Below are 21626 nucleotides of genomic sequence, written 5' to 3'. Positions count from 1 at the left end.
ATATAGAAATAAACCAGGGATATAATTATCCCTGGTTTATTAATTAATAAATTCAAAAAGCTTCGAACCGTTTGTTCCCCCAGGCAAGATGTATTTAATAACTCCACTTGCAGGAACGATGATTTCATGAGATCCACTACTTATTTTAGGTGCTTTTTTCCATGTTCCGTCGTAATACACAAATGTAGAAGGGGTTCCCTGATAAAAATTAGGAGTGATTTTTATCTTTTTACCCGCCGCATTTTTAAAAGTAAATTCATACGTAATTCCGTAATTCCCGTCTAAAATAGTTGCTGTGTTAGCTAGTTGGTCAATCGGGTTTTCATATTCGTTAATTCCCACATTTTGTGAAGCGTTTTTTAAATTACTTCCAACATAAAAATTTTTTGTTGTATTATAGTCAATCGTTACTTTTCTTGTATCTGTTCGATAGTTTGCAGTTGTTTGGGCACTCGTAGAAATTTTTATTTGTGGTGTTTTATTTAAATCCATTACTTCTGTTGCTGTAGGGAAAGTTCCATCAGGCTTTTTCTTAGAAACAAACTGACGAACTGTAAGATTGCCATCTGTAGTGAATTTCATTTTACCTGTAACCGTATTTGGGCTAGGTACCTTTTGTTCTTTTATAAAAATACTGCTCCATGCAGGTATGGCTTTTGTTTCTGTTTGTATATCGTTGGCATATGCAATCTCCATGTCAGATGCAACAACCATTGAATTTCCATCTAAACTTTGTGGACCATATTTAATAGAATCATTTTTGATTGTAACATAACGTGTCGAACTACTCCCATTGTAAATTGCATAGCCCCATTGCAAATCCATTCCTGCGTTGTTGTGATTATAGAATTCGGCTACGTATTCTTTACCTGGTTCTGTGTAACGTTGTAATGTGTAATAAGAATACTTTCCGCTTTCAAAACGATGTTCATATCCAGCTCCTGGTCCTTTGACAGTTTCAGGCGAATTTGAATACATATAATTCGCCCCAGTCTGTGTATATGTTAATTTTGTTGCAGCTTGTGCAGAACTTAAAGATGGAATAAATAATGATAAACCAATCGTTAGGGTAGAAACCACTTTTAATTTTTTCATAGAATCCCTATCTCCTTTTAGAGTTCTGTATTTTCTGAAAAAAACTACCAATACATATTACCATTTAATAAAAAATATGTAAATATTATCCGTTAAATGTCCTTTTTTGTACACATTTAAGGATTATTATAAGGGGCTTGTCAAAAGTAATAGGGTTCATGCAATCATCTAAAAAATGCATCTTAACAAGGTGCAGTGAATGACCCCTCCCTACCACTGGACTATGTCCTACACGTGCTTGAGGAAGAGGACTTCTGTTGGAGTACCGTTAAACCACAAAATATAAAAATATCCCTATTTCTAAATAGGGATATTTCTATATTGCTAAATCTCTGTTAATAATTTAAATTTTTCTTTCTGTTCAGGCGTTAATTGATTCTTTACATAATGATTTATAAGTAAATCAATTATTTCATGAGCATATTCCCTACTAGTGAGTTTCATTAGTGCTCCAAGCCCTTTCTTGATTGACTAGAAATTTTAATACTACTCTATTGGTTTTTAAATTTCTTTTTCTCCTGTAGATTCACTTGTCTTTGTTCATTATTAGGCGAAGAAACAGGATTATCTTCACTATTTGTTGATAACAAAAGTAGGGATATATAGAAATATCTATTTGTGGAAATAGGGATATATCTATATTGCAGGAGAAGATCACAGCAATGATACGTGGTACATGTAATAGAATTATAGAATTAATGGATAATGCCTAAAACATTGATGTCAAAAGAGATTAACTACAATAAAAATGAAACTAAAGGATATTCCAGATTTTGAAGAGATAAAAAGAATGGCGCTACTAGCTCAAAAACAATGGGGTGTTAATACTGATCAGTGGTTTAGTGTTATTGTAGCCAAGTACAAAGAAAATATTAAATAGTTAGCTTAAGAGACAAAACGATTGATTAAGGAATATCATGAGGAAATTGCGGCGACGAGAGGGAAGAGAAAGTCGTGGAAGAAGTTCTGTTGATGCTATTTTTTTAAACTACAAAAATATAGAAATATCCCTATTTCTAAGTAGGGATATTTCTATATTACTAAATCTCTGTTAATAATTTAAATTTCCTTTTCTGTTCAGGAGTTAATTGATTTTCTACATAATGATGTATAAGTAAATCAATTATTTCATGAGCATATTTTTTATTAGTGAGTTTCATTAGTGCTCCAAGCTCGTCCTTAGATTGACTAGAAATTTTAATACTGCCTTGTTGGTTTTTAAATTTCTTTTTCTCTGGTGTTTGCTCCTTCTTTTCCTCCTGCTGATTTACTTGTTTTTGTTCATTTTCAGGTGGAAAAGCAGGAGTTTTTTCGCCACTTTTTGTTACAACTGGATCCTCGTTTGGAATATAAGGATCTATTGGGTTAAAATTGCTCTTTTTTCTGCCTAATAATCCAGGAGTTTTTGCCATGTTATACACCAACCTTCAAACTTTCAAAAATATTGATACGAGACAATAATTCATCACTAATCTTTTCGTATAGTTCTATTACATTTAAATCATGTCTATCATTTTCAGTAATACCGTTAACATCAAACCTTTTAATACGTTCCATTTGTGGAACGATATTTTTAAATAGGTTTTCTTCACCAAAAATTTCACGAGCATTTTCCATAATGTATTCATCCACTTTACCATTATTTTTTAATAGTACTGGAAGAATACCTACAACTTCAATATCAAGATTATATTGCTCTTTTAATTTTACTAGTTGGTTAATGTAGTTTTCCGCACCTGTAAGAGAACGTTCTTGTGTTTGTAGAGTTATAAGAACATAATCAGAAGCTACAACTGCATTTTTTGTGACTTCAATTGACATAGGTGGAACATCGATAAATATGTAATCGTATTTATGTTTTATTTTCTCAAGTAATCCCTTAAAGTAGAAATCTTCTTCTGTTTCCGAAGAACACGATTTATATAGAAATTTTGCGAAATCTTGAAAATCAACATAAGAGGGAATTAAATATAAATTTTCCATTATTTCAACTTCTAATCCATCTAAATTCCCCTCTTGAATTCCTTTCATTAATGTTTTATTTAAAGTTACCTTTTCGTCAGGATTAAGGATAGATTTTGTTAACATTAGAGATTTTGTTGCATTACTCTGTGGATCAAGGTCAACGAGTAAAGTTCGTTTCCCCTTTTTTGCGAATTCATAAGAGTTTAATACAGCATTAGTGGTTTTACCAACGCCCCCTTTGTAATTCCCAACAGTAATTGTAATAGCCATTTATACCACTCCAGTTATCTATTTAAAAATTCCCCTATATCTCTATTTCTGTATTTTTGGTACCGAAATCAAGGTATAGGGAAATATCCATTTATAGAAATAGGGATATTTCCATATTATAAAGAAAATTATAGCAGTGATATGTGGTATATGCAATAGAATCATAGAACCAACGATTAATGCCTAAACCATTGATTTCAAAAAAGATTATTTATCTTTCATTCTATAATTAACAGCGATTATTAATAGTGTGGATTTGAAATAAAGTTTAACTGTTTTGGGATATGTACCCTTAGATTGATGGATATGTGGTGCTACCTCTAATGTAACAAAGAAGTAATAATAATTACTTTAATAGTTATTTATTTTCATTTAATTTATAATTATTACATTTTTGTTACATAAAGCTATTGATTATATTTAAATATCATAATGTAATTCCATTCGTGGAAATAAAAACTAAAATTACTCATTATTTGGGGGAGATGGAAAATGAAGAAAGCTATTTTACCAATTTTAATGTCTACAATGTTTATCGTTCCTGCAGTATCACATGCAGAAAACAAGATAATATGAAGCAGGACGCTCAAAAAGCAGAACAGACAATGCAAGAAAGTGGTTAGGTAAAAGAGGGAGAAACATGGTATTTCTATGATCAAAATGGTATGAAGAAAATAGGATGGCTACAAGACGGTGGAAAATGGTACTACTTTGATGCAAGCGGAAAAATGAAAATGGGTCATATTGAAGATGAAAATGGAGCTTACTTATTAGGAGCAGACGGTGCACTGTATACAAATGCAGGATGGGTTCAATATGAGGGAGATTGGTATTACATTCTCGAAGGCGGAAATCTACACATGGGCTATCTTAAATATAATGATAAGACATATTATTTAGATGGATTTAGTAAAGGGAAAATGCGAACAGGTTGGATAGGAGAATCCCCACAAGGTAATTATTTCCTTTCAGATGGCTCAATGGTAACAGGGTGGAATTTAATTAATAATCAGTGGCATTATTTCAAAGAAAATGGAGCCGCTTATAATGGCTGGTTAAGTTATAATGGAAGCTGGTATTACTTTGACGATATAAGTGGTGTAAACCAACAAGAATGGTTCCAGTATAATGGAAAATGGTATTACTTACAATCTAATGGTGCAATGGCAGTAGGAAAACATTTCATTGATGGTAAATGGTATTCATTCAAAGATAATGGCGTTATGATGTAACAAAAGGTCTTTTAAACTGAATATATGACACCAGATATCTATTTTAAGATATTTCTATAATAAGAAAAGGCCACCTGTGCGGGTGTCTTTTTTGTGTGTTATCCCTTCTTATTAATCTAGAAAGAATAATGTTTTTAACAATATTTCAGATCACAGAAGTAGGGATATTTCTATATTTTTGATAACAAAAGTAGGTATATAGGGAAATATCCACTTATAGAAATAGGGATATCTCCCTATTGTAAAGAAGATTATAGCAGTGATATGTGGTACATGCAATAGAATCTGCCATTTATACTACTCAGTTATTTTTCAAAAAAGTCCCTATATCCCCATTGCTATATTTCTGATAACGAAAGTAGGCATATAGGGAAATATCTACTTATAGAAAAAGGGATATTTCCCTATTGTAAAGAAGGTTATAGCAGTGATATGTGGTACATGCAATAGAATCTGCCATTTATACCACTCCAGTTATTTTTCAAAAATCCCCTTGAATTCCTATATCTATATTTTTGATAATGGAAGTATAGATATAGGGAAATATCCACTTATAGAAAAAGGGATATTTCCCTATTGTAAAGAAAATTATAGCGGTGATATTTGGTAGATACAATAGAATTAAAGGATAATGCCTAAACTATATATTTCAAAAGAAATTAGTTACTTTTCATTCTATAATTTACAAAGGTTATTAATAGTGGGGATTTGAAATAAAGTGTAATCGTTTATAAGACAGTCTAACCATTTATAAGAAAATTTAACCGTTTTGAAAAAAGATTGACTGTTTATAAAAAATTGCACCGTCGTATCCTTGTGTTTTAGTATTTAAGGGATGTTATTTATTTTTGATGGGGTCATAAGGATTATAGCTATTTTTCAAGACTAAAAAATAAATTACCCACCACTTAACGTGCTTACGGACTGTTTGAAGTCGTGAGTAGTTTAAGTTATGTAATAAAATATGAATGTAGAATAAGAAGCCCAATATCAGGGCTTTTTTCTTTGCAGGAATTTACAGAATGCCAGGGATTACCTTTTCTAGGAGGTGTTATAGCGTTATGTCGGATATGAAAATTATTTATACTCCAAAAGACGTCTATAGTCGCTTGCAAGTGAGCGACAGCACACTAAGAAAATACGTTGAAGTCCTCCAACGAGAATCCTACATCATTAAGAAGAAGAAGCAAGGTAAGAGGGAATACACAGGGCATTACGTCATGGTGATTGAGAAGTTAATCGAACTTAGCAAACATGACGGTATGACGTTAAAAAAGGCAGCGAGGATGATTACGCAGAAGTTAGAAAGTATCAATCCAGATTTGGTTAATGGTGAAGAATCCAAGAACACAGATTTAATACCATTTCATATTCAACAACAACTTCAGCAGCAATATAACGTTATGGCGAAACAAATGAACCCAAACCTCTTGGAAATGGAGCAAAGATTTGGCGAACAAGCTGAGAAAAGAAGTAAACGCATTGAGGAAAGTATGGAACGACGGAACGAACGGATTGAAAAAAGATTAGAAGAACGAGATGAAACTTTGATGAGAACATTAAGAGAGATCCAAGAGACGAAGAGAATAATGAAGGAATTTCATGAAGAAGTTGCAGCAGCAAGAGAGAAGAAAAAGCCATGGTGGAAGTTCTGGTGATGATATTTTGATAAAGAAAGTCAGTATATAGGGAAATATCCACTTATGGAAATAGAGATATTTCTATATTATGAAGAAGGTTGTAACAGTGAAATATGGTACATGTGGCTTTAAAATGAAGTTACGATATGTACAAAAAAGATGCGAGGTTTGTTACTTTACCTCTTTCAATTAAAGAATTCCAAGTGCGTTTTAATCAAACTTTGTTATAAAAGGGAAAGTTCATCCTAAAAGAAAGGAATCCACTTTGATTAATCTTTTTTCAAAATCGATTCCTCTCTTTTGCCGTTAAATACGGGATTGTCTAATGTTTTTGTTTAAACTTAATTTTAAAGCTACAGTACATGCAATAGAATCCGCCATTTATACTACTCCAGTTATTTTTCAAAAAAGCCCATATATCCCCATTGCTATATTTCTGACAACAAAAGTAGGGATATAGGGAAATATCCATTTATAGAAATAGGGATATTTATGTATTGTAAAAAGATTACAGCAGTGAAATGTGGTGCATACAATAAGGTCGTAGAATTAACGGATAATGCCTAAACCATTGATTTCAAAAGAGATTATTTATCTATTATGCTATAATTAACAACGAGTATTGATAGTATGGATTTGAAATAAAGTTTAGCCGTTTTGAAAAAAGATTAACTGTTAAAAAACCAAAGTATTATCAAACCTTTAAAAGTGCATTCCGAAGTAATAAAGGAATTTTCCATTTACATAATCAATGTTATCGACAGTTAGAGCAGATCATTTTTAGTACAATTGAATTAATCAAGGTCTGTGTTAGGAGGACTGTATCCAAGGTGACGAGCCATTGATACGATTTGTCCTTTATGATGAAATTCATGTGTCTCAGTATGGGTTAAAAGCCGTAGCGGGGTTGTACTCCATGGTTCTTTTTGCCATTTTACTTCATTTGCTATATTTTCGAACCAGCGAGCATTGAATTCATCCCAAAAACGTTTTACAATCTCATCTACTAACTCAAATTTGATGCGAACTTTCTCGACATTTGAATGCTCAATTTCATAATCAGTAGTAAACGAAAAATCTGCTCGCTTTTGATTAAATGCGAATGATCCAAGCCAGTATCGATAGCAATCGGCAACATGAATATGGGTCTTTATAATGCTGCCGCTTCCGAAATTTGGAACTGTGCTGTGCAACTTTTGCAGTGGAATTTCTTCCAAAAACGTAAATAGAATTTCTCTGGTAGAACGAATAAAGCTGTACTGTTGTTTTAAAACATCTAACATTTAATATCACTCCTCATTTATTTACCATAATTTCCATTAACAGAAGCTAAATTATATATCTTTGTTTTCCTTCTCTAATAAACGTTTTACATCATTTCTAAAGAATTTAAGTTCATTTCTTGTTTTAATCAACTCATACAGCATAAAAAAGTAATACCAATACTATTAAGATTTCCACCAATCACATCCTCCTTTTTTAACTAAGCGAAGATATATGCTAAAATCCCAATTGCACATATAATACTACCTACAACTATAATCAAAGAAAGAACCCCAAATAGTAAATACCCGAGAAAATAAAAACCTAGGCATACAAAAGCTACTAGCAATAAAACTCCAATTATTTGCAAAATAAATGATTTTAATAAAAACAGTACGCTTAGAAGAAGTATCCAAAATAGAAAAGATTTTAAGATCTTAGGATTCTGTTTTTCCTTGCTTACTGGTGCTTCCATTATCTCACCTCTTGTATTTTTAGTTTATAATTGCAAGGTTTTCGCCAAAAAATTCGTGTGTAAAATGCAAAAATGGAGTGCCTTCTTTAATAAGTAAGCACTCCATCATGTTATAATACGTCTAGTTGTTTTTGCTTCATTCATTACTTTTAAACGGTTGTATTCTTGTTATAATTCAATTGTATAACGTAGTAATGTAAGGTTTACAAGGTATAGATTGAATCACATTATTGTCACTTCATACCCGTATTAATCAAAAATCCATTTCCTCATTATCTTCTTCAGAAATCCCACCAAGTACTTCCCTAGCGTCAATAATTTTACCTTCTTGAAGTACGGGCTCTTCCATTTTTAAATCTTCTCGTTTCTGTGCAGGAACAAATCCATTAGTAAGTAGAAGATCCAATTTGTTTTCAACTATATCTAAAAGATTTAATCTCTGTTCTACATTATCTAATTTTTGTAGTAGTTGCTCATAACGTTTTTCATTTTGTACCAGTTCAACAACAAATGCTGTTAATTGCCTACTATTAGCTTTTTCATTAAGGATCTTATATACATCTTCAGGCATATTATCAGCACGTAATGCCATTTTTCTATTTTTATCCATTATCAGCACATCCCTTTATTCTAAGCTAACTGTCCCTTCATTTCATCAATTGCTTTTAATTCTAATGCAGCTAGGTTAATTGTACGTGAAGTTGGAGCAAATACTTCTTTCTCGCTATTTTGAATAATATCGTTCAAGAAGAAGTGATTGTTTTTAGCAGCCGTTTCAGACATATGATTCAATAAAGCTAAACGGATGTATGGTTCTAGAACTGGTGCTTCGCCTCCGATATAGATGAATTTCAATACTGTATTCGTACTAGATGGGATGAATACATCAAGAATTTTAGCAACTAAAATTCTTGCATATTCTTTTAGTGCTTCTACAATTTCAGATGTGAAATCATATTCTTCACCAGTATTTTCATTCGATAGTACATACTTTTGTGCTTTATAATTATTAACAATAAATTTCTCTAATGTTCTTAGATCTTTAAAGTATTGAATCAATTTTTCTTTTCTAAAGCGTTCTAGGTATCCTAAGAATGGTTCAATATCGATAACTTGGAAAGAATCTCTGTGCTTAGGTGTAGTGAGTCCCTTACCTAATCGCACAGCATCTGTAGAACCGCCACCAATGTCAGTTAAAACCACTTCATAGTCATCGAATCTCTCAGATTCATATCGCTTTTCAATACTAATTACATTTGTATTCTGATCTTTTGAAACCATTTTATATTTTAAAGAATGTCTAGCAACTTCTGATTCATTTCTACATTTTGCTGAATTAACTGTAATAGTTAGTTCTCTTTCCATTCCTGGTGTTAATACTTTAACTTTATGTTCACCGATAAACCTTTCTTCCATTTTTTTATGGGCAATGCTAAATTTCTCTTCACGTTTTAAAAGCCAAATTGGAAGCATCATACTCATGTTTTCAATTTCAACTTCATTATCTTCTTGCTCAGCGTTAAGAGCATGATAATATGCAATTGCTCCTAAAAAGCTTATGTAAGGGATAGGACTATTAATTTTATCGTGCATCTTATTTACATGAGAGTTTGCTAATTGATTATCTTCAGCTAATTGTCCAACTAAGTAGAAAGATTCTTCACCTTCAATTTCAGTTGAAATTAGTAATCTATCTAGTAAATCTTCGGGTCTAGAAATACGATCAACAAGCAAATCCTCAGCTTTTTTCTTTGAAATTTTAACTACATTCGTTGCAAGTTCAATATAATAACCATCCACCATGAAATTATTAAAACTATTTCCGAAATCCGCTACTTTTCTTCCAATTTTCATTTAAAATTCCTCCTTTATACATTAAGTGCGACTTAAGTGCTACTTTTAATTATATTTTAGCACATTTAACCAAAAATAAGAACGTTTTTTATAACAAGTACGATTTGAATCGTACTTGTTATTTAATTAACTTATATACTTAAAAAATTCAAAATAAACAAGGAAATACCTTCTTTCAAACGAATTAGACACATAACAATTAGATGCCGACATGTCGGACATAAATGATGATGAATAACAGTAAAACAACAACAAGACCGACATAAATGATGATCAATAACAGTGAAATGACAACAAGACCGACATGGATGATAATCAATAACAATGAAATGACAACATGTCGGACATCGATAACAACAAATGACGATGAAGGGAGGACGATGAAATGGATAGGGAAGAACCTTACAAGAAAACATATTCCCTTGCAGATATAGCAAGGATGCTTGGGAAGCCACGGACAACTCTTCAGGCCTGGCGAGATCAATTCAAACCATATTTACCAACTGTCGCTGGGACGAAAGGGCGGACACTGAGATATGAACAGGAAGCATTAGAGCTTTTTAAATTAATTGCTAATATGAAAGATGCACAAGAGCCACCAGAATTAATAGAACAGATGTTAAAACAAAATGTAGATTATATTGTAGTAGAAGAGAGTGATGAAGACGACGAAATAACGAAGCCAATTATTCAGACAATGTATGAAAGTATGAAAGAGGTTTCTATATATTTTCAAGAACAAAAAGCCATGAGCATGGAACTTTTAAAACGTATAGACCAATTAGAACAAACTAATCAAATGCTACTGAATAAGATTGATGAACAACAAAAGAATATTGATGGGAAAATAAATAACAGAGATCAACAGCTATTAGAAGTAGTTCGTGAGATACAAGAAACTAAGAAATTAGTTGCATCTACACAACAAGAAAAATCATGGTTTGCTAAATTATTTAAAAAATAACTTAAATGATACTTGACACTCCCATCCCTAAAGGGGCAAGCTGACTAACGTCAGTGGGATTCTTGCTACCAAAGGCGAAGTCCATTTCTGGTATCGCTGACGTGCAAGATTGCGGTGTGCCATCACCACTCCTACGACAGACCATATAGGTTCGTGGGCTACGGTACTGTTACCATACCGTACAGATTGTTGGTTTTCCATTGTGTTTTAGCGTCTTGTTCTTGACGACACATATTGTTTTACGCACGAATTGAAATTGATTTGCGCAACCTCATACAATATTCACTTTTCAGAGAACTTGATCGTTTTAGAATCTTTTGCATGACTTTGAATAAATTTTAACATGTTTTGCTATGCAAAAACGATACTTTCATCCCATGCCTAAAGGCGGACTAAAGTCCTACATGGGCTTTCTCGTATCGCGAAATCTGTAAAAAAGTAGAGAAGCTTGTATGTTTTTACAAGCTTCCCTATTTTTTTATAAATGTGATGTGTCTCCCTAAATAACAACAAAAAATAGCAATTAACTTATTAAAGATGCTGCGTGTATGCTATTGGCTGAATACATCTTTAATGATTATACAATAGATATAAATGGTTGTTTTAAACATCGATAGTCAAAATATCGGGGCTTTAGGAAGAAAGGGTGAGGAATACGATGAATAAAGAAATTCAAGAATTGTTTGATGATCTCAATTTATTTGCCAAACAAATTGCAAACGTAAGATTGCAAAATTTATCATTTGATGTATACGAATTTGGGGATAAGTGTGCGATGCAAGTAGACTTAATATTCGCCCAAAAAGTTCAATTTGATAATATTCAAGAGGCATTTTCTGCACTATTTAAGAAGGAATTGTTCGATGGAGAGGAATGGGATATTAGTGATGAGCCAGCCCCTTCAGATAAACAATGGCTAACAGCACTAAAAAGTTTCTGGATTAATGCATATTATTCAAGAGTATGTACTAGCATAGAGCTAGTAAACAAAGATGATTTTATAAGTAGATTTAAAAGGAATTTAGCTGATGTGAATGCACCAGAACAGGTTGTTAAAGAACTCTTAATTAGATTGAATCATATTGAAACAATACAAGTACAAAAGGGATATGTTTATGATTATATATTCGGACAATCTGATAGCCATTATTTTTTGTTTGAATGGGGAATATATGATTAAAATTATTGGTACATTCAATATTGCTAATCAAACTTTAATTCAAACTTACAATTAAACATATAGTTTTATGAGTATTATTAAAGCCATACCGCTAAAGAAAATACCTATAATGTTGCCCTTTTAGGATAGAATACTATATTTATTAAGTCTTGTTTAAAAAATATAACCATTATAAACATTAGAATCTATTTTAGAGATGCTAGGCTAAATATACCAAGCGATTCAAGATTTTATCTTAGTAAAATTCAAGGTTAACCTGTGAGTAAATAAGTGAACTTTCAGTTTCATATAAGTGTAAATTACATAGCAGAATAGTCTAGAAAAGGAGAAATAATCATAGGAACTGAGAGGTGTTTTGAGTTTCTTTGTGTCGAAAAAGGATAAGTTGCTTGGAGGTTATAAGAATACATGACAAATAGCCTTGCTAATTAAAATTTTTTTGAGCAAGGCTAAGTTTTAGATGTTTTTTAATTAGGACTTTAGAACGCCCATTTTTTGTAAGACGGAATCCATTTTCTTGCTATTAAGCCAGTCTATAATTGGAAGTTTGCTTTCGTATTTTTGTTCGTGTTCTATATTAGTTAAGGCTTCTTTTGCTTCGTAATCGTTACGCTCTTTTCTTTGTTTAGATTTTTCAGCGAACATTTTCATAAAATGAGCGGGATTACTTATTTCAGTTTGATTATATTCAAACCATTCAACGCATTTTTCAAAATCCCATCTTTGATAACGGTCAATTTTTTTCGGCATTCTTAAGGCTATAGTATAAGCGTCCTGTTCTGTTAAATTTGTTACTAGTTGACTTGTTATATAGCGGTATGCTTTTTTCTGATCTTTACTTAAATAATCATTTAAATCTTGTGATCTATCAGTAGTGTTTTGTGGGTTCTGTTGCAAAGTTGAAAAATAACCAAAAATAATGAGTATACGATACATGTTCTTGTATATTTTATAATGTTTATTCGGAACAATTGTATTTTCATTCTATATTTTTGGGGGCGTTTAAAACTTTGCAACAGAACCACTATTCCACCTTCATAATTCACATAATTTTCAAAATTAAAATCTTTAAATGTTAATATTTGTTATATAATGAACCTATCAAGAAACATCCCTATGTTTTTCTAATATGCCTATTAAGATAGTTTTTGTCACCTTACCTTAAAAAGAACTTGTAGTGATTGCTACAAGTTCTTTTTGTTTTTCTGATTGAACGTGAACAGAACATTCTAAATATATATTTACCATAAAAAGGAATTGACGTTTTCCCATGTTTCGTAGCATATTAAAACCGTAGGGGGGACGGCAACGATTACTTATTTTTTGAGCCACTCATCAAATTTGTTGTAACAAAAAGGTACTAAGTTGATAATGTTACAAATTATTTTTGATACAGTATTTTGTTACAGCAAGTTCAACAGTTAGGCTATTCCATATTTTTAAATATAAAACGTAACAAAAACGACCATTTTTGTTGTAAGGACTGGTATCAAAATGTGAAGTTGTTATTTTCATTTTTAATTGGCATTAAGGGCTCATATTAAATTATATACAAAATAGAATTTAGTTACTGTACTAAGTCCTAGTCCCTATATTATTTAAAGCCATGCCTTTTTAAGTAACTTTACTCCTAAAGTAATATCTTTGTGAGATAGACCTCCAAAAGCTAATTTAATGATTGGTGTGTCAGTATAATTATTGACAAAATAACTTGATGTTGGGCCTATCTCTACACCATTTTTATACGCATGTTTTATTAAACAATTCTCTGACTTTTGCAAATGCACCTTGATGAGCAGATACAATCCTGAATTGTTACCGATGATAGTTATATCGTTACCAAAATGTTCGTCTAAGGTAGAAATTAAATGTTCCATTTTTCTTCTATAAATATTACGCATTCGCTTTATATGTCTATACCATTCATTCTCCTTCATGAATTTTGCCATAGCGATTTGATGTATCGTTGATGCTGTATTTTCAAAGCCTTTAAATTGTTCTTTATATCTTATTTCTAGTTCCTTTGGTAAGACCATATAGCTTAATCGTAGACCTGGCAAAAATGCTTTCGAAAAATTTCCGATATAAATTACTCTATTTTGATCAATAGATGCTAATGAAGGAAATGGACGTTGTGTATATCGAAATTCACTATCATAATCGTCTTCTATAATATATCCCTTCTTTTTTTTAGCCCATTGAATAAGGCGTTGTCGTTGTTGAATTGACATGCTTACTCCATAAGGGCTGTGATGAGATGGGGTTACATAAATTAGTCTAGCTTTTAAATTTCTTAACTCAGATAATTCAATGCCATATTCATATACAGGGAGAAATTCAAAAGAAAAATGATGTAATTTAAAAACTTCTCTAGCGCCCCAAAAACCTGGATCTTCTACAATAACGCTTGAAAAATCACTTTTTAATACATGACCAATGTAAGTTAACATTTGTTGTGTACTACTACCTATAATGATAGATTCTTTATCCGTATTTAATCCTCTAGATTCTAATAAATATTTTGCAATTTGTTCTCTAAGAGTTGATTCCCCAAACGGGTCACCATATTTATATAAAAGATTTTCTTCCATGGAATGATTTACAAATCTTTTCCATGTGTTTTTTGGAAACATTTCCTTTTCCACTGCATCTACTTTGAAGTTAATGATAATTTCTTTACTAATTTGTTTCTCATCTTTTGGTTTAACCTTTTTTCTTCTTTGATATGAATTTGGTTCTAATTCATTAACAAAAAAACCTCTTCGATTTTCGCCACGGATATATCCTTCAGCTGCAAGCTGTTCATATGCTAATAATGTTGTATTTCTACTAACATGAAGTGAATCTGCAAGCTGACGTATTGAAGGTAACGCTTCATCTTTTTTTAATAATCCTTTTTCAATGAGTAATTTGACATTTGTATATATTTGTTTATATTTAGGAATACTTTTCTCAAAAGTAAACAAGTAGTTTTTCATATTGCCCTCATCTGACATGTATTTTTTTATAAAACTGTACCTTTTTATATGTCAGTTAACATCTTATAATAATACTAGTCAATTCACAAGTTAATTAATTCTTTTAAAAAGGAGAAACAAATGCGTATACATTTTATTATTCATGAAGTATTTGAAGGACCAGGGGCTTTTCTTACATGGGCAGAGATGAATGGACACGTGGTCAGTTATTCAAGAGTTTACGAAGAAGAACAACTTCCTTATAATATCGAAGACATAGATTTACTTATTGTATTAGGTGGACCACAAGATCCTAGTACAACTAAAGAAATGTGCCCACATTTTGATGCAGCCGCAGAAATATCTGTCATTAAAAAATGTATAGAGGCTAATAAAGCTATTATAGGAGTTTGTTTGGGTGCCCAGTTAATTGGTGAAGCCTTAGGCGCATCTTATGAACATAGTCCAGAAAAAGAGGTAGGAACCTTCCCTATTACTTTAACTGAAGAAGGAAAAACGAATGAGCTTTTCTCTCATTTCGCTACTACAAGTACGGTTGGCCACTGGCACAATGATATGCCTGGTTTAACTAAAAATAGTAAAATATTAGCGTTTAGTGAGGGGTGTCCACGGCAAATTGTGGAATATAGTGAACTCGTTTATGGTTTTCAATGCCATATGGAGTTTACTCCTGAATTAATAGAATTATTAATTCAACATTCTGAACAAGAGTTAGAAAAGTATAAGGAAAATCGTTTCGTTCAGTCTCCAGAGCAATTAAGAAAAAATGATTATACAACAATGAATAATCAGCTATATACTTTTTTAGATAAACTTACTAGTCTTTATCAACAAAAATAAAATATTAATTATTTCACTAACTTTAAAAAAACCTTTATGATACACATGAAAAAGTATTATAAAGGTTTTTTTATGGTTAACCAGGGGTACGTACAGCCGAGAGACATATAAAAATAGGGTATAGCCTTACTTTGATTTCTAATCTGATTTAAAATCGAATTTTTGTTTTTTATATAACAGGGATTGGTTTGGGTTTGTTTTACTTTTTAAAAAATAGAAAACAAATAAAGTTGGAATACGTTATTTCTAATAAAATAATCGAAGAAAGCTCTCTTCAGAACAGAAATGCTATAGAAGATATTGATTATTTAGAGGTTACATATACATTCTTTCCTGCACTCATACCTGTAATGAAAATGATTATTGATGTGAAAATTAACATCAATAAAGGGGTAGTCCAATTATGGGTAATATCGTGTAGCCATCCGAATAAAATAGGCCCTATAGCTGCTAAGAGATAGCCTAATGATTGGGCCATACCGGATAGTTCTGCAGCCTCGTGAATATTTTTGGTACGTAAACTAAAAAACATCATAGCTAAGCTAAAGGCAACTCCAACTCCAACTCCAATCATGATAATCCATAAGGGAATAAGAAGTGGGCCTCCATATAAAATTCCGAATAAACCTGCCATAAGCAAGGTAACTGAAACAATTACTAATACGTGTTGCTTTCCTAAACGCCCAGCTAAAATAGAGACAATAAATGTAACAGGAAGCATAGAAAGTTGCATTAAAGATAACATCCAGCCTCCTTCATTAATGCCTAACCCTTTTGATTCAAGTATTTCAGGAAGCCATGCAATCACTGTATAAAAGATTAAGGATTGAGCCCCCATAAACAATGTGACGTTCCAGGCTAGCTTAGAACGCCATAAGTTGATGGAGTTTATTTTCTTTTCTGTTTGTAAAAAGTCCATAGATTTGTGGCAATTCCGTAATTGTGATAGCCAAAAGAAAATAGTGAGAAGAGATAAGATTCCCCAGCATCCGAGGGCTCCTGACCATCCCAAACCTGAAAACGAAGAAATGGGGATACTTATCCCAGATCCAATAGCTCCAAATAAATTCATAGAAACAGCATAAATGCCTGTCATCATACCTATATTTTGTGCAAAGTTATGTTTAATGAGACTCGGTAATAATACATTACCAATCGCAATCGATGAACCAATTAAGACGGTTCCTATAAATAACGTGCCTACTTCACCAAAAGAACGTATTCCAATTCCAACTATTAATAAGATTAAGGAAATAAATAGCGTAAATTCTATGCTAAAACGACGAGTTAGCTTAGGGGCAAAAGGGGATAAAAATGCGAATGTAAGTAACGGTACTGTAGTGATTGTCCCTGCTAATGTGTTAGATATACCCAGACTATCACGAATAGAAGATAATAGTGGGCCCACTGATGTAATTGGAGCTCTGAGATTAGCTCCAATTAGAATAACACCTATAATAAGTAATTCTCTTTTAGTCTTTATATCTAGTTTCTGTTTTTCCATTTGATGTAAAATGCTCATGATAGCTATAGACCCTCCATATTGTTTAGTAATGGTATCCGCAAGCAGAAAAAATAATTCAATTATTTTTTCTGCTTGGCGATTACCTTAGGATTTTTTCATTAAGATGAGGAAATCCTTGAAATAGTACTATTACCGAATAGGAGAACGACAAGTACCTACTTTTATACCCAAAGAATTGTAGTGATTTTTAATGTTTATAACGGCTTGACCACTTGTAACCTTATTGATTAATTGGTTTATTTTTCGAAGGTCCACTGGTTTATTCGTTAATAAGTCGCTGAAAATTTGTTGAATTTCTTTTGGGTAAACATTTCCTACCATACTAGAAAGTCCATTACACCCATTCATAATCTTTTCTATAAGGTTTACATCTCCTCCAGCAAACATGATGAAGTCATCTGGTAAAGTTGTATTTTCATGACGTTTAACATCACTCTCTTCTTTCATGCCTACCAGATTGGAGTGCTTCTGATTAATAAGAGTACTGAATGACTCAGCACTTAGCTCAAAACCTGTTCGAAAAGGATTGTTATAAAGTACAACATTTTTTGTGGTATGTTGTAACAACTCATTAATATAAGAAATAGCCTGCTCTTGCGTCGGCTGAATGTATGGAGGGAACTGAATTAGAATGGAATCGAAAACAGACTCCTCAAGTTTTTTAATCAATCTTATTGCATTTTTTGTTCTTGTAGCTGATACACCAAACATAAGTTCAACATGTTTAAAGTTTTGCTGGTTAAAATAATCGATAATTTGGATTCGCTCTTCAATACTCATTGAATTTTGTTCACCTGTAGTAGCAGATACAAGAAGAGACTCTATTCCGTTATCTGTTAAGTACTCAACAATAGAATTAAAGCCCTCTAAATACAAACTCTCATCATCTTGAAAGGGGGTTGGAATAGCTACATTTAAATTTTTCATCTGTTTTATCCTCCAGTGTTGATATATATAGAAAGAATTAATTTGTATGTGAGATCAAATATAAAAAGTACTAGTTAATACCTTCTATTTTTTCTCTGTCTGTATATTTTGTTTTAAGACGTGACGGGGAGTACTCCCTATCGGTTCTTCTAAAAACCATGTGCCCATTGAAGTAAGGACCGGCACATCCTGAAAAGTGAAAAGGATGGCATCCTCTGTTTCTGAAGTATTGCAATGCTCATGAGCAGACCATGGAGGAGCTAGGAATAAATCACCTTTTTCCCATTCAATCTTCTCTCCATCTACAATACTAAAACCCTCTCCCTGAAATACTAGGTTTAAAGCCACATTCGTATGACGATGAGCCTTATTATGCTCACCAGGTTTAAAAATTTGTACTACTACATTCATTGTTGAGGAAGTGCCATATGCATCTCCAGTATCCTTATGAATGAGGGATAAAGTTCCACGTCCACTTTCAAGAAAATCTTCTGATACAGATTCATTAAGCAAGGGATAAATATCTTTCCATTTCCAAGAACATGCTCGAATGGCAGGCTTCCTACTCTTTTTTAGAAACTCGCTATAATTGACAATATCTGTTCTTTGATTACTCATCCTATTAACCTCCTCAAAATTTTACACAGTTGAAAGATTTTTAACTTTTGAAACTATAAGATTAGCCTTCTGTGTAAATAATAGTCTAAGATACTTCAATTAATAGAACAATTTAATTATTTATATAATAACTATAGTTTTAACCTATGATATAATTTGTATTACCTTAAGTTTCTGTAGAATTCATATAGAAACTATCCATAATAAATAAGATCCTTGAGGCTTTACATAACATCAATTCATTAACTATCACCATTTGAACTAGGAGGCTTCAGAATGGAATTAAGACAACTGGAGTATTTTTATGCTGTGTGCCAAGAACTTCATTTTACAAGAGCTGCAGAAAAGGTTGGAATTTCACAGCCATCTTTAAGTCAACAAATCAGATTATTAGAGCATGAAATTGGAACGCCTTTATTTGATCGAATTGGTAAGAAGACAGCTCTTACTGAATCGGGAAAACTACTCTTAAAGTATACTCGCAACATTTTTCACGAATTAGAACAAGCAAAAACTTCAATAAATGAATTAAATGGACTTCAAAGAGGATCAATTTCGATTGGTACATTGTTAACAGTAGAAAATTATCTGATTCCACCCGCATTAATTAAATTTCACAAGCTATACCCAGCTGTTAAGATTTCTGTGCTAGGTCTACGTACTGGGGATATTCAAAAACACTTGTTAGAAAATAAGGTGGACTTAGGAATCGTTTTTTTACCTATGAAAGGCGATGAATTTGAAACGCTTTCTTTATATACAGAAGAAATGGCTTTTGCAGTACCTGTTGAACATCCATTAGCACATCAGGATATGTTAGGATTAGAAGTATTAGAGACGACCCCTTCTATTTTACTTCCTGAACAATATTTTATAAGACAGCTTATAAATAAAAATTGCAAAGACTTGGGCTTTCTTCCGGAGCCTATTTTTGAAATTACAACTATGCAGTCATTAATTAATATGGTGGCAGACGGTATAGGAATCACTATATTACCTGGCCCTTACCTAGAGTATCTTAACCAACCTAATATAAAAATCATTCCTATGCGAAATTCTAATCTTGCTCGAAATGTGGGAATTGTCTATAGAAAGGATAAATATCTAGGCGCAGCTACACATATTTTGATTGATACGTTAAAAGAAATTTCGTTTGGTTTAGACCATGGTAATGCGGAAGGAAATAAGTGAACGCTTTATCCATGTTGTTAGGGTACAACCGAGGTATGTGTAAAAATAGGTTATAGCCTTACTGTTATTTCCAAATGGATTTTGAATCGGATTTTTTGTTTATTATTTTTTATAAAAATCCTTCATACGTCTAATCTTTTATTTGTTAACTTATTATCATATATCCTAATCATACAATCGAAACGAAATGTTTTCAGTAACTAACCAATGGATGATTAGGGTTAACCCATAGTAGACAAAGGCAGATTTTTCATTGCAAATAAACGAATTGATACCTAGTTTTAAGTTCAATAAACTTCATTTGGAATTGAACTACTCACCACTTAGCTGACGCTTGAAGTGGGAGCTAAGTGGTGTGTAGTTCACGCATTTTGTTCCATCCAACAGAGGGGGAAGCGCGGTTGGCAAAGGAAAATATCAATTTGGAGATGTATGATGTCTTCTAAAGTAACCATTACAAATAAACACGAATATAGAGCGGAAAGAGGGAAGAACGTGGGAAATTTAGTCGAGGAGAATCTCAAAACCGTGAGGCAACAGATGGAATTGGCATGCCAATCCTCAGGACGCAAGATAGAGGACGTCAAATTGTTGTTGGCAACAAAAACTGTACCAATTGAAAAATTACAAACAGCCATTCAAGCTGGTGAAACTTTATTTGGTGAAAATAAAGCGCAAGAACTTCGGGGCAAATTTCCACTTATTCAGCAGTACAATCAGGTGGAATGGCATTTTATAGGACATCTGCAAACGAATAAAGTGAAAGACGTCGTTAAATATGTTACGCTCATTCATTCTGTGGACCGTTTGAAATTGGGGCAGGTGTTGCATAATCACCTCATTAAAGAGAATAAAACTATGGATATTCTGGTACAAATCAATACTTCATACGAAGAAAGCAAATTTGGTGCTCCGCCTGAATCAGCACTGGAGTTAGTAGAGCAATTGTCCCAGTTCGAAACGTTAAATATAAAAGGCTTAATGACCATTGGAAAACTAAATGCCACAAACGACGAGACCCGGCACTGCTTCCAATTATTAAAATCTATTCAAACACAAATTAAGGAGAAAAAGTTTCCACGTGTAGAAATGGATATTCTTTCGATGGGTATGTCCGGGGATTTCAAGGTGGCCATCGAAGAAGGAGCTACTATCATCCGTGTAGGGACAAGCGTATTTGGTCCTCGTTATTTACCAGACGAGTATTATTGGAACGAGAACATGAGCCAGGAGGATTAGGGGAGAGGTCATGGAAAATGGTTGATTTCCATTGGAGAGGGTATAACCATTGGCGATTCTGGTGCAAAAATGTTAGTTAGAAACATAGAATAGCAATTTCCTCTACATTTCTATCTTATGAAGCCAAGCCAAACAATTTATGAATAAATTCCTTCTGTTTTTGGACGGACTTGTCCGGTAAAACCACTCGTCCTTTTTTCATCATATGCATGGCTTCAACACCACTCAATATAGAGAATGCTGTTTTAAATGATTTTAATCCTAACATAGAACGAACTCGCCTTTTAATAAAACGGTGGTCTTGTTCTACTATATTATTGAGATATTTAACTTGCCTTAGTTGTATGCCTTCAGGCATATGTTTCTCTTC

The 21626-nt window shown here is 32.6% G+C and carries 17 protein-coding genes and 3 pseudogenes; 7 read left to right on the top strand and 13 right to left on the bottom strand.

All coding sequences use genetic code 11. The annotated features are described in order from the left end of the window. Positions 1-39: 39 nt before the first annotated feature. The 4 genes and pseudogenes from J4P91_RS23565 to J4P91_RS23550 form a co-directional block, all read right to left on the bottom strand. Entirely contained in the window at positions 40-1095 is a 1056-nt protein-coding gene (locus tag J4P91_RS23565) for a copper amine oxidase (protein WP_207996011.1), read from the bottom strand. A gap of 324 nt (positions 1096-1419) precedes the next feature. Beyond that, positions 1420-1742: pseudogene (locus J4P91_RS29095) on the bottom strand (hypothetical protein). A gap of 393 nt (positions 1743-2135) precedes the next feature. Further along, the gene (locus J4P91_RS23555; RefSeq protein WP_207996010.1) at positions 2136-2507 is read right to left on the bottom strand and encodes a hypothetical protein; all 372 of its coding nucleotides are present in this window, start codon (positions 2505-2507) and stop codon (positions 2136-2138) included. Between the two features lies 1 nt (position 2508). Beyond that, positions 2509-3330, bottom strand: a complete 822-nt coding sequence (locus J4P91_RS23550) for a ParA family protein (protein ID WP_207996009.1) — start codon at positions 3328-3330, stop codon at positions 2509-2511. Positions 3331-3822: 492 nt separating this feature from the next. Here J4P91_RS23550 and J4P91_RS23545 point away from each other — a divergent pair. Both J4P91_RS23545 and J4P91_RS23540 read left to right on the top strand, forming a co-directional pair. Then, a pseudogene (locus J4P91_RS23545) lies at positions 3823-4562 on the top strand (nucleoside triphosphate hydrolase). Between the two features lie 1061 nt (positions 4563-5623). Further along, positions 5624-6220, top strand: coding sequence for a DUF3967 domain-containing protein (locus J4P91_RS23540; protein ID WP_207996008.1), 597 nt, complete (start codon positions 5624-5626; stop codon positions 6218-6220). Between the two features lie 776 nt (positions 6221-6996). Here the strand turns inward: J4P91_RS23540 and J4P91_RS23535 are convergent. The 3 genes from J4P91_RS23535 to J4P91_RS23525 form a co-directional block, all read right to left on the bottom strand. After that, the gene (locus tag J4P91_RS23535; protein ID WP_207996007.1) at positions 6997-7485 is read right to left on the bottom strand and encodes a DinB family protein; all 489 of its coding nucleotides are present in this window, start codon (positions 7483-7485) and stop codon (positions 6997-6999) included. 708 nt (positions 7486-8193) lie between these two features. Then, the gene (locus J4P91_RS23530) at positions 8194-8550 is read right to left on the bottom strand and encodes a hypothetical protein (RefSeq protein WP_207996006.1); all 357 of its coding nucleotides are present in this window, start codon (positions 8548-8550) and stop codon (positions 8194-8196) included. Positions 8551-8570: 20 nt separating this feature from the next. Next, the gene (locus J4P91_RS23525; protein ID WP_207996005.1) at positions 8571-9794 is read right to left on the bottom strand and encodes a ParM/StbA family protein; all 1224 of its coding nucleotides are present in this window, start codon (positions 9792-9794) and stop codon (positions 8571-8573) included. 385 nt (positions 9795-10179) lie between these two features. On the opposite strand from J4P91_RS23525, the gene J4P91_RS23520 reads away from it, so the two are divergent. Then, positions 10180-10758, top strand: coding sequence for a DUF3967 domain-containing protein (locus J4P91_RS23520; RefSeq protein WP_207996004.1), 579 nt, complete (start codon positions 10180-10182; stop codon positions 10756-10758). Between the two features lie 658 nt (positions 10759-11416). Continuing rightward, on the top strand, positions 11417-11938 hold the full coding sequence (locus J4P91_RS23515; RefSeq protein WP_207996003.1) for a hypothetical protein: 522 nt from the start codon (positions 11417-11419) through the stop codon (positions 11936-11938). 471 nt (positions 11939-12409) lie between these two features. Here the strand turns inward: J4P91_RS23515 and J4P91_RS23510 are convergent. Both J4P91_RS23510 and pdxR read right to left on the bottom strand, forming a co-directional pair. After that, positions 12410-12820 (bottom strand): annotated as a pseudogene (locus J4P91_RS23510) (Replicase RepFR55); the annotation flags it as partial. A gap of 716 nt (positions 12821-13536) precedes the next feature. Further along, on the bottom strand, positions 13537-14916 hold the full coding sequence (gene pdxR, locus J4P91_RS23505) for a MocR-like pyridoxine biosynthesis transcription factor PdxR (RefSeq protein WP_207996002.1): 1380 nt from the start codon (positions 14914-14916) through the stop codon (positions 13537-13539). 120 nt (positions 14917-15036) lie between these two features. Here pdxR and J4P91_RS23500 point away from each other — a divergent pair, with 120 nt between their 5' ends. Then, positions 15037-15756 carry a type 1 glutamine amidotransferase gene (locus J4P91_RS23500; protein WP_207996001.1) on the top strand — a complete coding sequence of 240 codons (720 nt, stop codon included), beginning with the start codon at positions 15037-15039 and terminating at the stop codon, positions 15754-15756. A gap of 304 nt (positions 15757-16060) precedes the next feature. Here J4P91_RS23500 and J4P91_RS23495 read toward each other — a convergent pair whose 3' ends face one another. From J4P91_RS23495 to J4P91_RS23485, 3 genes are all read right to left on the bottom strand, one after another. Beyond that, entirely contained in the window at positions 16061-17278 is a 1218-nt protein-coding gene (locus J4P91_RS23495) for a CynX/NimT family MFS transporter (protein ID WP_207996000.1), read from the bottom strand. A gap of 132 nt (positions 17279-17410) precedes the next feature. After that, entirely contained in the window at positions 17411-18208 is a 798-nt protein-coding gene (locus J4P91_RS23490) for a dihydrodipicolinate synthase family protein (protein ID WP_207995999.1), read from the bottom strand. Positions 18209-18292: 84 nt separating this feature from the next. Beyond that, positions 18293-18826: a cupin domain-containing protein gene (locus J4P91_RS23485; RefSeq protein ID WP_207995998.1), complete on the bottom strand. Its 534-nt coding sequence runs from the start codon at positions 18824-18826 to the stop codon at positions 18293-18295. 276 nt (positions 18827-19102) lie between these two features. On the opposite strand from J4P91_RS23485, the gene J4P91_RS23480 reads away from it, so the two are divergent. Together J4P91_RS23480 and J4P91_RS23475 are read left to right on the top strand one after the other, a co-directional pair. Then, positions 19103-20017, top strand: coding sequence for a LysR family transcriptional regulator (locus J4P91_RS23480; RefSeq protein WP_207995997.1), 915 nt, complete (start codon positions 19103-19105; stop codon positions 20015-20017). Between the two features lie 495 nt (positions 20018-20512). Further along, positions 20513-21256, top strand: coding sequence for a YggS family pyridoxal phosphate-dependent enzyme (locus tag J4P91_RS23475; protein WP_207996042.1), 744 nt, complete (start codon positions 20513-20515; stop codon positions 21254-21256). A 115-nt stretch (positions 21257-21371) separates the two neighbouring features. Here J4P91_RS23475 and J4P91_RS23470 read toward each other — a convergent pair. Further along, positions 21372-21626 (bottom strand): DDE-type integrase/transposase/recombinase (locus tag J4P91_RS23470; RefSeq protein ID WP_207995996.1); only part of this gene is annotated, 255 nt, incomplete at its 5' end.

The sequence above is a fragment of the Bacillus sp. XF8 genome (genome assembly GCF_017498755.1).
GTDB classification, from domain to species: Bacteria; Bacillota; Bacilli; order Bacillales; family Bacillaceae_G; genus Bacillus_A; species Bacillus_A bingmayongensis.
This window is presented reverse-complemented; position numbering and strand designations above follow the sequence as displayed.

Coding starts and splice junctions, on each gene's coding strand:
- J4P91_RS23565 (WP_207996011.1), bottom strand. CDS start 1,095: ATGAAAAAATTAAAAGTGGTTTCTACCCTAACGATTGGTTTATCATTA.
- J4P91_RS23555 (WP_207996010.1), bottom strand. CDS start 2,507: ATGGCAAAAACTCCTGGATTATTAGGCAGAAAAAAGAGCAATTTTAAC.
- J4P91_RS23550 (WP_207996009.1), bottom strand. CDS start 3,330: ATGGCTATTACAATTACTGTTGGGAATTACAAAGGGGGCGTTGGTAAA.
- J4P91_RS23540 (WP_207996008.1), top strand. CDS start 5,624: ATGTCGGATATGAAAATTATTTATACTCCAAAAGACGTCTATAGTCGC.
- J4P91_RS23535 (WP_207996007.1), bottom strand. CDS start 7,485: ATGTTAGATGTTTTAAAACAACAGTACAGCTTTATTCGTTCTACCAGA.
- J4P91_RS23530 (WP_207996006.1), bottom strand. CDS start 8,550: ATGGATAAAAATAGAAAAATGGCATTACGTGCTGATAATATGCCTGAA.
- J4P91_RS23525 (WP_207996005.1), bottom strand. CDS start 9,794: ATGAAAATTGGAAGAAAAGTAGCGGATTTCGGAAATAGTTTTAATAAT.
- J4P91_RS23520 (WP_207996004.1), top strand. CDS start 10,180: ATGGATAGGGAAGAACCTTACAAGAAAACATATTCCCTTGCAGATATA.
- J4P91_RS23515 (WP_207996003.1), top strand. CDS start 11,417: ATGAATAAAGAAATTCAAGAATTGTTTGATGATCTCAATTTATTTGCC.
- pdxR (WP_207996002.1), bottom strand. CDS start 14,916: ATGAAAAACTACTTGTTTACTTTTGAGAAAAGTATTCCTAAATATAAA.
- J4P91_RS23500 (WP_207996001.1), top strand. CDS start 15,037: ATGCGTATACATTTTATTATTCATGAAGTATTTGAAGGACCAGGGGCT.
- J4P91_RS23495 (WP_207996000.1), bottom strand. CDS start 17,278: ATGAGCATTTTACATCAAATGGAAAAACAGAAACTAGATATAAAGACT.
- J4P91_RS23490 (WP_207995999.1), bottom strand. CDS start 18,208: ATGAAAAATTTAAATGTAGCTATTCCAACCCCCTTTCAAGATGATGAG.
- J4P91_RS23485 (WP_207995998.1), bottom strand. CDS start 18,826: ATGAGTAATCAAAGAACAGATATTGTCAATTATAGCGAGTTTCTAAAA.
- J4P91_RS23480 (WP_207995997.1), top strand. CDS start 19,103: ATGGAATTAAGACAACTGGAGTATTTTTATGCTGTGTGCCAAGAACTT.